Source organism: Streptomyces sp. NBC_00659, from assembly GCF_036226925.1.
Taxonomy (GTDB): Bacteria; Actinomycetota; Actinomycetes; order Streptomycetales; family Streptomycetaceae; genus Streptomyces.
Genome location: NZ_CP109031.1, coordinates 620,027 through 630,532, shown reverse-complemented (window position 1 = coordinate 630,532; position 10,506 = coordinate 620,027). Strand labels below are relative to the sequence as shown.

Genomic DNA, 10,506 nt, shown 5'->3' with positions numbered 1-10,506 from the left:
AGTGGTTTGGTGAATACGTGTGCGGTGAGGGGCGGAAGGTGTCGGGGCCCGGAGCGGTCGCCCGGGCCCCTGCGGTGGGTCAGCGGCGGCGGCCCGGTCGCGCCTCGAACTTCTCGAAGCGGGGCCCGCCGCCCTCCTGGACCTGCTGCCAGACCCTTCGGTACAGCTCCGCGACCGGTTCGGTCGGCACGATCACGGCGAGCAGAGCCTCCTCCTGCCACAGCAGGTCGTCGTACAGGGGCCGCTTCCACTGCTCCAGCGGAACGCGCGGAGCCCTCGGCACCACCCAGCCGCCGGGCAGGAACAGCGAACGCCCGGCCCGGGTGCGGCTGGCCTCCACCACCAGGTCGGTGGCGGCCAGTTCGGCACGGGCCGCCTTGAGACGGGCCGGCTTCCACCCCGTCCACCGGGCCGTCATCCGGTCCGTCGGGTCGGGCATGGCGAGCAGCATCAGATAGAGCGCCGCGGCGTCCTCCCCGAGGCCGTACTCCTTGGCGGCCTCGGTCACCAGATCCGGCACGGAGCGGCTGGGGTCCTGCGGCCACCAGGTGCCGTCCTTGCCCCGCTCGCCCGCCCGCGGGTCACCCGGATCGGCGAGCAGGGCCTCGAAGCGGGCGGAGCGGGCCAGACGCAGGGCCACCTCCACCTGGTAGGGGCGCTGGCCGTCGACGCGCAGCGCGGGCAGGTACGGGTCCTGGCCCGCCTCGTCGAGCAGGGAGACCCGCAGGGCGGGGGAGGGCTGGTCGTCGTGCGTGGCGAGGACGACGGCGCCGTACCGCTCGAAGCCCTTGCCGACCTCGGTCGGTGCGCCCGCCGTCTTCCGGAAGGCGGTGATGCTGACGTACTGCCCGAGGTCGAGCATCAGCCCGGGGTGGGACAGCCGGTCGCGTACGGCGGCGAGCGCCGCGGGCAGCGCGGCGCGGATCGGATCGCCCGCCGGTAGCCGGTGGGCGAGCCAGGCCGCGAGTCCGACGAAGCCGAGCAGTACCGGTCCGCCGAATCCGGCCGCGCTCCGGTCGACGCACTGGACCCGGTCACCGTCGACCGCCCACTCGAGGTCACGGGTGAGCCGGGGCTCACCGGCCGGGTCGAGCAGTGCGGGCAGTGCCTGGCGGACGTTCCACTGCCCGTGCTTGAAGGCGCGCACCGCGTCGCTGAGCAACTCCTCGGGTACGGCGGCCCGTCGGCCCAACCTGCTGTTCCAGACCTCGGCCGCGGCGGTCCAGTCCGGTCCCTCCGTCCACAGGCGGGCGGGTTCGCCGGGCAGCAGCGCGGCCACGACCGCGGCACGGATCGCCGGATCCACCTGCTGCAGTTCCTCCTTGGCGACGGCTGCCGCGGCGGCCTTCACGCCGATGGCCGCGCATGCCTGGGCGGTCAGGAACGACCGTTCGTGGACGTCGACCTGGGGCAGACCGGCCACGATCAGCTTGGCCATGGTCTCGGTGACGCCCGTCAGCCGCGCGAACTCCTCGGCGGCGTCCGGGAACCAGGGCGCGGGTCCGCGCGCGGACAGCTCCGCGAGGAACGCGCCGAGCCGGGCCGCGTGCCCGTCCTCGCCCAGCGGGGCCGATGCCCGCAGCGTGTAGGGCTCCGGGGTCTCGAAGCGCCCGGCCGGATCATGGAAGAAGCCGGCGAAGACGCAGCCGTCCTCATCCTGCGAGAGGCGTCCCACCACGGCGATGAACGAACCGTCGCCCAGGGGCAGCACCCCGTTCCACGCACCCTCACGCCATTCGCCCGACGGGGTGCGCAGCACGCCCGCTCCCAGGTGCAACTCCACCTTGCGCCAGTGCGAGGGCTCGGGGGCCGGCCCCAGACCCAGGGTGTCGAACTCGGCGAGCAGCGCGTGCAGGGCCGCTCGATGGTCCTCGGGGGTGGTGCGGGCGGCTGCCCGGAAGGCCAGCGCGGGTACCCGGTCGAGCAGCGTCTCCAGGCTCGGCTGGCCGACGGGCACCCGTCGGCCGTCGAGGTGAAGCAGCGCCGCCGGTCCCTCCTCCGTCACGGCGGAGCCGGGGAGCAGGGCCGCCCGCTTCATCTCGCGCAGGGCACGGAAGACGGTGTCGGACTCGTTGTCCCGGTTCCACCAGGAGCGGGTGCTTCCGCTGAGACCGTTCGTCGCGTCGAGGAGCACGCTGTCCGGCGGTCCGGCCGGGCCCTCCTCCTGCGGGCCGCCGTCGAGTGCGCGGGTGAGCCGGGCGGCCACCGCGTCCAGGACGGCCTGCTGACCGCCCGCGTGCCGTACGACACCGGCGATCCCCGCGACCAGCGCGCCGTGGGTGACCGGAAGGAGGGAACGGATCGCCTCGGGCAGGACCTCCTTGTCCTCCTGCCCCGCGGCGGACAGCAGGGCCGCCGCCGTGTCGCGGTCGATGTGCCGCAGCGACGCGGAGCCCTCGGGGTCGCGGGCTGTCAGACACTCCCAGTACTGCACCGGCGGCAGCAGCAGCGAGCCCTCGCCGAAGGTTCCGGGCGCGCGGTCGGTCTTGGCCACCGAGGTGACGACGCCGTCGGCGTCCACGATGGAGAGGCGCCAGCTGTCGCGGACGACGGCCCGCGCCTCCTCGGCACCGGGGAAGACCACCAGCGTCGAGGGCCGGCCGACGTCCGCGGGCAGGGTGACGGTGTGTCCGGCCAGATCCTGGGCGCGCACGGAGCCGTCGGGCAGCTTCACCACGCGCAGACCGACCAGACCGTCCACGGGCGCGGAGGCAGGGGTGGCGCCGGTGGTCGGCGACGGGCTCAGCCGGCCACCACCGAACGTGCTGCCCTCGGGGGCGTCCCGCAGGGCGTCGGCGAGGAACGCGGGCCTGCTCGCACGGCCATGCTCACCCGTCGCCGGGTCGTACTCGTGCCAGTCGTGCGCGCCGCCGTCCGCGCTCCACACCCAGTACGAGAGGCCGTCGCAGAGAAGCTGCCGCTCCTCGGGCAGGGTGGTGTCCCCGGCGTGCAGGACGCCGCCGCCGGTCGTGCGGCCGCCGCCGGGCAGAGGCAGGGTGATCGGTCCGTTGCCCTGGTACCAGTCCATCCTGGTGCCCCGGGTGTTCCGGGCGCCCTCCAGGGGCTGCGGGCGGTCGGGACGGGTGTGCCAGTAGCCGCGCAGACCGTCGTTGCGGTCGTTCCAGTAGACGAGAAGCTGTCCGTCCACGTGGTGGAAGCCCGGATCGCCCCAGGTGCCGTTCGACGGGATCCGCAGGTCGTGGGTGAGGAGCGTGCCCTCGGCGCCGATCACCCGCGCCTGGGCGGCCCCGGCCACGATGAGGTGCGGCCAGGCGTCGGCGACGACCACGTCCTCGACGTCGGCCTTGGGAACGAGGGAGGCGACCGCGTCCTCCCAGGCGGGCCAGCCGAGTTCGTCGAAGAGCCCGGCCCGCAGGGTGCGCGCCAGCACCGGTGCGAGGTCGGTGCCGGCGGCGGCGCGCACCTCGTCCTCTGCCAGCGCCAGCGCCTCGGCGGGCAGCCACTTCAGCCGGGCCAGCGCCTCGGGCAGCTGGGGCAGGCCCACGGCGGTGAACCGGCGTACGACCGTGCGCACCCAGTCCGCGAGCAGGGGACCGCCGCCCGGCGACGCCGCCAGGAGCGCGATCGCCCGCAGTGACTGGTCGTCGTTGGCGAACCGGTCCGCGCCCCGGCGGAAGGCCGGGTGGAAGCGGCTGTCGGCGGCCAGTGACACCAGCTCGCGGCACCCCTCGCCCAGGGCCCACTGCGTCAGCAGCAGCGCGTCGCCCTTCCGCGGGGCGGCCACCGGAACGTCCAGCGACAACAGCAGGTCGATCAGGTCGACGTCTTCGATGACCCTCAACGCGGCGCCGGACGCGGTGAGTTCGGTCCGCAACCGGTCCGCCATCCGTTCCGCCAGCGGATACAGATCGGCCATGCGACTGGGGTCACGCCACGAACGGGCCCGCTGCCGGTAGGTGAGGAACCGCTCCAGCCAGCCCGCGGCACCGTCCTGCGGCCGCTGGTCCCCGGGCAGGGAGGCGTCCCACAGCCCCGCGGTGGCGCCGGAGGCCTCCAGCAGCTCCAGCCACATCGCCGGCATGTCGCTGTCGAGAGCGGCGGGCATCAGATCGAGGAGCGCGCCCCGCACGTGTGGTTCGCGCGCTGCCAGGGCGACCAGCGCCGTGCGGTGCCCCTTCCACCAGCCGGCCGCCGCCCGCAGGGTGGCCGGCAGAGTGAGGAGCTCGGACACGTAGTCCTGCTCGGTGAGGTTCGCGTCCCGGCCGGCCCCCCGGGCCAGCTTGCGCAGGTCGTTCGCCATCTGCACCGACGGCGGAAGCCCTCCCGCCGTGCGGCGCAGGCACAGCCGCGTGAAGCGCCGCAGCGCGTCCTCGGCCGGCACGCGTGCCGCCAGCTCCCTGGCGTAGGCCGACAGCACCTTCACCGGGAGCGCCCCGGCGAGCGCGAACTCCAGGAACACGGCGTCCAGCCGCTCCTCCTGCACCGGCAGACCGTGCTCCGCCTCGGCCTTGCGGGCACGGGTGAACAGCTGGGCCGCGTAGGTGGCGTTCTCCTCCGCCAGGAACACCCGCCCGGCCTGCTCGTAGAACGTCGGCAGGAAGTGCGGTACCGAGGCCGCCAGCCGCTCCCCGAGTTCCACGAAGGCGTCCAGAGCCGCCTTCGGACGGGACTTGACCTGCCGCGCGGCCCGCTCGATGTCCGGCACCACGCGCAACGCGTGGTGTCCGTCCTGCGGGTGGTGCACCAGCACCCATTCGGGAAAGCCCAGCGACTGGCGCGGCCCGAACCCGACGACGACGGGCTCGGTGTCCCGCTCCAGGCCGAGGAACCCGGCAGCCAGGTCCTCCGCCTCCCCCAGCTCGCCCGCGACCAGCCGTACCACCACCCGGTCGTCCAGGCCCGGGTGACGGTACGCCCGCGTCGTCAGCGGCACCCCCTGCTCGCCCGCGTTCTCCGTGTCGGGCGGCAGCACCGCGCCTGCCGCCAGCAGTTCCCCGTACGACACCTGCGTCCCCCCGCTCATGCGTTCTTGCCCTCCTCGATGACGCGGCCTGCGTACAGCGCCGCGGCCAACCGCATCCCCTCGGACCAGGCGACCGGTCCCACCTCGCCCAGCGGCAGGGCGCGGCCGTCCTGGTCCCGCCAGGTGAGCGCCCCGGTCTCGACCTCGCTGTCCCAGTACGGCTCCCCGATCCACACCGAGGATTCGAGGCTGCGTCCGCCGTCCCGCACCCGGGCGGTCGCGTACCCCCCGGACACGCGGTAGCCGAGCGAACTGGCCCGTGCGGCGAGCGCGAAGCGGGAGCGGAACGAACCCCCGGCGAAGTCCCTCACCTCGGTGGCCTTGGCGCGGAGATCCCCGGGCTGCCGCCATATGGCCCGGTGGATCTGCTCGACGCGCTGCACCATGCCCAGTTCGGCCGCGAAGTCGCGCAGATCGTCGAGGTCCGGAAGCAGTACCGGGTGCGGAAGCGTGACCGTGCGCGGGGCGATCCGGACGGTCTCGCCGTCCAGGTTCACCAGCCGCAGTTCGCCCGTGTCGGTGGCGCCACGCAGGAAACCCACGTCGTCGGGGTCGTCGCCGACCACCACCAGATCACGCAGCGCGGACTGCCAGGCCTCGTCGGGCCACACCCGGGCAAGCAGCCCCGTGGGTACGGGCAGCGACGACACCATCCACGCATCCGCCTGTGCCACACACGCCGTGGCATGCCGTTCGAGCCACTCGGCGAACCGCCGCAGCCGGTCCACCTCAGGGTGGTCCTTGAGCGCGCGCGGGAGCGATTTCAGCTGCCGTCCCGCCGCCCGGCCCGAGGTGGCACGCGCTGCCACCCGCCCTTCCACCAGGGCGACTTCATACCCGTCACCCGCCGACAGCCACCCCACGAGCCACAGCCTTTCGCGTCAGGAACACCAGATGAGAGCACAGTTCACCCAGGTCAGTGCGTCCCGGGCCGAGTGCGACTATGCAGCGAACGCTAGCGTCGGCCACTGACAATCGGCCCCGCAGTCCCACAGATCCCGGCCGCCGCACCGGAACCTGAGCCACCGCCGATATGGTGCGGGACGTGAGCAACTCGTATGCGGGGCTGGACGATGCCGCCGTCGCGACCGCGGCGGCCTGTGCCGGCGCGGACGTGGTGCGGGCCATGTACGGCCGGCGCCTCACCCGTATCGACAAGGGCGCCGGAGACTTCGCGACCGCAGCCGATGTGGAGGCGGAGAGGACGATCCTGGGGATCCTTCGCGACGCCCGACCCGATGACTCGGTGCTCGGCGAGGAGAGCGGGCCGCAGGGCCCGGCGGGGGCCGCGCGCCAGTGGCTGGTGGATCCCTTGTGCGGCACCTTGAACTACGCCGTGGGCACCATGCTGGTGGCCGTGAACGTGGCGCTGCGCGGCGGTGCCGCCGCGGTGGCCGACCCGTTCGGCGGCGAGGTCTTCTTCACCGACGGGGAGAGCGCGTGGGTGCGGCGGGACGGCGGCGATGCCCGGCTGGTGCCCACGTCCGCCACCCGGCTCGTGGATGTCAATCTGGACCCGCCGTTCCCGGGCGCGCCGGGCTTCCGGGCTGTGGACCTGCTGGCTCGGTCCGCCTTCGTGGAACGCTTCCGGCCCCGTGTCGTGTCCACGACGCTGGCCCTGGCCTGGGTCGCCGCCGGCAAGCGCGCCGCGTACGTGACGGACGGCGGCGACCTGTCCGGGAGCGTGCATTTCGCCGCCGGCATCGCCCTGTGCAGGGCCGCCGGTTGCGTCGTCACCGGGATCGACGGCGCCCCGATCGGGCCGTCGGGCCGCGGACTTGTGGTGGCCGCCGACGGCGAGACCCACGACCTGCTGATGTCGATGACGGGAAGCCGCCGCTGATCCGACGCGGTCGGAGCGCGAGGACCACGGCAGGCCCGTCCCTCCAGGAATCGGCCGCAGGCGTGAACGACACCCTGCGAGGAGTCCGGCGCGTTGGCACACGAAGCGGCAAAATGCCCTAATAGTGAATTAAGATCACTTGCAGGTGTCACTTGTCGGGCTTGTGACGCGACAGGGCACCTGAGAGGAGCTGTCCGGATGGCAGGATGCGGAGGATTCCCGGGGTTGCGACCACGGGGCGTCCGCGCTCAGGACGGATCGACCGCTCCGGGCGCCCTCGGGCGGAACCCGCCCATGACCGCACCTGCCGTCCGCGGCTTCACGGTGATGAAACACCTCACCGCGCTCGGTGCGATCACGGGCGCCGCCGCCCTGGCCCTGACCGGTTGCGGTGACCAGACCCCCAAGAAGGTCACGCCCTCGGCGTCCGGCATGGTCAAGGCACCGCTGTACGACGAACTGCCGGCGTCGGTGCGGCAGGCCGGTGTCGTCAAGGTCGGCTCGGACATGCTCTACCCATGACGAGGCGCAGGCCCGCCTCAGGGCCGGCGGTGTGGTGGCCGACGTCGCCGACTGTCCGGTGGTCGCCTACGCGGCGAAGACCGCAGGCGACGGCAAGGACTTCGAGGACCGGGTCAGGCCCGGTGAATGGATCCACTACGCACTGGTCATCAACATCCGGGACAAGGGCGACACTTATCCCACCGGATACGTCAAGGTCTACAAGAACGGGGTGCTCCGCGACCAGGATGCCCTCGACGCATACGGCATCACCCCCAGCAACACCGACGCCCCGCTGAGGATCGGCGCCGCCGACGCCACGTCGTACTTCAAGGGCGCGATCGGCAAAGTGGCCGTGTACGACTCCGAGGTCTCCCAGTCCCGGCTCGCGGCCCACTACGGCGCCATGAGCGCGGACCTCACGCGATCCGCCGCGGGAACCTGAGGCCCGCCCGCGCCGCCGGAACCTGGCGCCGACTCGCAGGGATTCACAGGGATGCGGTCGGCGTGCGCGGATGGTCGGTGACGCGTTCTCTGGACAGCCGGACTCCGCCGTGCTGTCATGTCCGCGGCGCCATTTCCAACGTTGTAGAAGTCCGCGGCGCCTTCCGGCCCCGGTGGCGGCGTGGAACCGGATCCGGATGATCCGACGGGCGGATCCCGCGTTACCGCACAGAACGAGACAACGTTGTCGCACTGCGAGTAGGCCCCTTCGGGAAGGCAGGTCACCTGCATGTCAGTGAGCAGACGGAGAATCCTCGCCATGGGCTCCGGCGCGCTGGGCGCCACCGCCCTCGGAGGCACGTTCGCGAGGGCCGCGGCCGCGGTGCCCCAGCCGCGAGCGGAGACGACACCGGCCGACGCGTTCCAGAAGCTGCCGCCCGGAAGCGTGGTCGCCCGTGGCTGGCTCGCCGGGCAGCTCCGGCTGCAACTCGCCGGTCTGTGCGGTACGTACGAGAATTTCTCGCACTTCCTCGACTTCTCCACGACCGGCTGGGCGCATCCCGAGCACGACGCCTGGGAGGAGGTGCCGTACTGGCTCCGTGGCTACATACCGCTGGCGATCGCCACGGGGGACCCGCACGCGCTGACCCGGTCGCGCGAGTGGGTCGACGCGATCCTCGCGACCCAGCAGAGCGACGGCTTCTTCGGGCCCCGCGGCTTACGCACGGCACTCAACGGCGGACCGGACTTCTGGCCCTTCCTGCCGCTCCTGCAAGCACTGCGGACGCACGAGGAATTCACCCACGACCAGCGGATCGTGCCGTTCCTCGTCCGCTTCCTCCGCTACATGAACGCTCAGGGTCCGGGTGCCTTCAACGCGAGCTGGGTGTCCTACCGTTGGGGCGACGGCCTCGACGTCGCCGTATGGCTCCACCGCCGTACCGGCGAGGCGTTCCTGCTCGATCTCGCCGCCAAGATGCACAGCTACGGCGTCGACTGGACCGGGGCCACCCCGAGCCGGCACAACGTGAACATCGCCCAGGGCTTCCGGGAGCCCGCTCAGTACGGGCGGCTGACCGGCTCCGCCGACCTCACCCGGGCCACGTACCAGGCCTACGATGCCGTGATGGGCGCCTACGGGCGTTTCCCCGGCGGCGGGCTGGCCGGTGACGAGAACTACCGCCCCGGATTCGCGGACCCCCGGCAGGGCTTCGAGACCTGCGGCATCGTCGAATTCATGGCCAGCCACGAGCTGTTGACTCGGATCACCGGAGACCCGGTATGGGCGGACCGCTGTGAGGACCTGGCCTTCAACATGCTCCCGGCGTCCCTCGACCCCGACGGCAAGTCCGTGCACTACATCACCAGCGCCAACAGCGTCGACCTCGACAACCGCCCCAAGACCCAGGGGCAGTTCCAGAACGGCTTCGCCATGCAGGCGTTCCAGGCCGGCGTCGACCAGTACCGGTGCTGCCCCCACAACTACGGCATGGGCTGGCCCTACTTCACCGAGGAACTCTGGCTCGCGAGCGCCGACGGCGGTCTGGTCGCCGCGCTCTACGCCCCGAGCCGTGTGCGGGCCACGGTCGCCGGCGGAACGACGGTCACCGTCACCGAGGAGACGGGATATCCCTTCCAGGACACGATCACCCTCACCGTCTCCACGCCCCGTCCGGTGCGCTTCCCGCTGCAACTGCGTCTGCCCGGCTGGTGCAAAGGTCCCCAGCTACAGGTCAACGGTACTGCGGTCACCTCCTCGGACGGCCCGTCCTGGGCGCGGATCGACCGCACCTGGCGCGACGGCGACGTCGTCCGCCTGCGGTTGCCTCAGAAGGCTCAACTGCGCTCGTGGCCCGACCGGCACGGCGCGGTCAGCGTCGAACGGGGCCCCCTCACCTATTCGTTGAAGATCGGCGAACGCTACGACCGCTACGCGGGAGACGACAGGTTCCCCGCATACGAGGTCCACGCCACCACCGGATGGAACTACGGCCTCCTGCCGGAGACTTCCCTGACCCCGGCGCAGACCGGCACCGCCGTCCCGGACCAGCCGTTCACACCCGGCACCACTCCCGTGTCCATCGCGGCGCAGGCCCGGAGGATCCAGGAGTGGGTCGCGGACGACGAACACGTCGTCGCACCGTTGCAGGACTCTCCCGCCCGCAGTGACGCGCCGGTCGAGACGGTCACCCTCATCCCCATGGGTGCCGCGCGGCTTCGCGTCACGTCGTTCCCCACGGCGGCTCCCGACGGCAGGCCCTGGACACCGGAGCCGCCCTTCCGCCGACTCGCCAACAAGAACAGCGGCAAGGTCCTGGCCGTCGACGGGATGTCGACCGAGAACAGCGCGCGCGTGGTGCAGTTCGACAACACGGGGACGGGCGACCACGCCTGGCAGCTCATCGAGAGGGGCGACGGCTGGCATCTCATCCGCAACGGGAACAGCGGCAAGGTGCTCGGCGTCGACCGCATGTCGATGGACAACAGCGCGATCGTCGTGCAGTTCGAGGACAACGGAACGGACGATCACCTGTGGGCGCTGGTCGACGACGGCGACGGCTGGTACCGCATCCGGAACAAGAACAGCGGGAAAGTCCTCGGGGTGGACCGTATGTCCACCGGCAACAGCGCGCAGGTGGTCCAGTACGACGACAACGGAACGGCCGACCACCTGTGGCGCTTTCTGTGAACGCCTGAGCCCGGCCCTTCCGCGCCTCGGTACGAGCGGATGACG

General features: G+C 72.2%; 6 protein-coding genes. 4 read left to right on the top strand and 2 right to left on the bottom strand.

The annotated features are described in order from the left end of the window. Positions 1–79: 79 nt before the first annotated feature. Both OG410_RS02530 and OG410_RS02525 read right to left on the bottom strand, forming a co-directional pair. Complete coding sequence (locus tag OG410_RS02530; protein ID WP_329297564.1) at positions 80–4,984, bottom strand: DNA-binding protein; 4,905 nt, start codon at positions 4,982–4,984, stop codon at positions 80–82. Then, complete coding sequence (locus OG410_RS02525; protein ID WP_329297563.1) at positions 4,981–5,847, bottom strand: DUF4132 domain-containing protein; 867 nt, start codon at positions 5,845–5,847, stop codon at positions 4,981–4,983. Before OG410_RS02525 ends, OG410_RS02530 begins: the two co-directional genes overlap by 4 nt. A 182-nt stretch (positions 5,848–6,029) precedes the next feature. Between OG410_RS02525 and OG410_RS02520 the strand changes: the two genes are divergently transcribed. The 4 genes from OG410_RS02520 (at position 6,030) to OG410_RS02505 (ending at position 10,461) form a co-directional block, all read left to right on the top strand. Then, on the top strand, positions 6,030–6,827 hold the full coding sequence (locus OG410_RS02520; protein WP_329297562.1) for an inositol monophosphatase family protein: 798 nt from the start codon (positions 6,030–6,032) through the stop codon (positions 6,825–6,827). Positions 6,828–7,121: 294 nt separating this feature from the next. After that, on the top strand, positions 7,122–7,349 hold the full coding sequence (locus tag OG410_RS02515) for a hypothetical protein (protein ID WP_329297561.1): 228 nt from the start codon (positions 7,122–7,124) through the stop codon (positions 7,347–7,349). A gap of 34 nt (positions 7,350–7,383) precedes the next feature. Further along, positions 7,384–7,773, top strand: a complete 390-nt coding sequence (locus OG410_RS02510; protein WP_329297560.1) for a LamG-like jellyroll fold domain-containing protein — start codon at positions 7,384–7,386, stop codon at positions 7,771–7,773. Positions 7,774–8,061: 288 nt separating this feature from the next. Beyond that, on the top strand, positions 8,062–10,461 hold the full coding sequence (locus tag OG410_RS02505) for a beta-L-arabinofuranosidase domain-containing protein (protein ID WP_329297559.1): 2,400 nt from the start codon (positions 8,062–8,064) through the stop codon (positions 10,459–10,461). Positions 10,462–10,506 lie beyond the last annotated feature (45 nt).

What these genes read in the sequence shown, in the direction of transcription:
- OG410_RS02530 (WP_329297564.1), bottom strand. Translation starts at nt 4,984, where the DNA reads ATGAGCGGGGGGACGCAGGTGTCGTACGGGGAACTGCTGGCGGCAGGC.
- OG410_RS02515 (WP_329297561.1), top strand. Translation starts at nt 7,122, where the DNA reads ATGACCGCACCTGCCGTCCGCGGCTTCACGGTGATGAAACACCTCACC.
- OG410_RS02505 (WP_329297559.1), top strand. Translation starts at nt 8,062, where the DNA reads ATGTCAGTGAGCAGACGGAGAATCCTCGCCATGGGCTCCGGCGCGCTG.